This window comes from Novosphingobium sp. 18050 (genome assembly GCF_902706195.1).
In the GTDB taxonomy this organism is placed as follows: domain Bacteria; phylum Pseudomonadota; class Alphaproteobacteria; order Sphingomonadales; family Sphingomonadaceae; genus Novosphingobium.
In genome coordinates this window covers 1-584 of record NZ_CACSJO010000077.1, presented here as the reverse complement: position 1 = coordinate 584, position 584 = coordinate 1, and the positions used below count along the sequence as shown (strand labels likewise).

Sequence of the window (584 nt, the reverse complement as noted above, 5' to 3'; positions counted from 1 at the left end):
ATCTCAGCCAGATTTACATCTGTATGTTGCGCGTCATCGTGTGCTCACTACGTCAGCAAGCACGACGCGCCACGGCATCGATTAAAAAACCCATTCACAATGTCAAAGAATGCGGGCAAATCCCGCGCAACCGGCCTGTTAAGGCCGGAACCGTTTCACTTCATCTCTGGAGAATACTTGAGAGCAGTCGTGCAGCGCACGTACCATCAACCCCGCCAAGGGCAGGGGATGGTGGAGCCTATCGGGATCGAACCGATGACCTGATGCTTGCAAAGCAACCGCTCTCCCAGCTGAGCTAAGGCCCCATTAAACCAACTCTCATTGGTAGAACTACCGAACTCGTAGAGTTCGCAAGGCCGACCGGCCGTCCGCGCTTATGCGCGGGAAAAGCCAAGAACGCGGATGCGTTCGGCGGCGCTTGAGCACTTAACAAGGAAGACCATTTTCGCTTACGCGAAAATGGTGGGCCTGAGTGGATTCGAACCACTGACCTCACCCTTATCAGGGGTGCGCTCTAACCAACTGAGCTACAGGCCCAACTTGCCAAGCCCGAGACGACCACAAAGGCCGCGGGCGGCGTGAGC

2 tRNA genes are annotated in these 584 nt (G+C 56.2%); both read right to left on the bottom strand.

What is annotated here, in order from left to right:
* Window positions 1-229: 229 nt before the first annotated feature.
* A tRNA-Ala gene (locus GVL61_RS24430) sits at window positions 230-305 on the bottom strand.
* A 155-nt stretch (window positions 306-460) separates the two neighbouring features.
* Window positions 461-537 (bottom strand) — tRNA-Ile (locus GVL61_RS24425).
* Window positions 538-584: the final 47 nt, after the last annotated feature.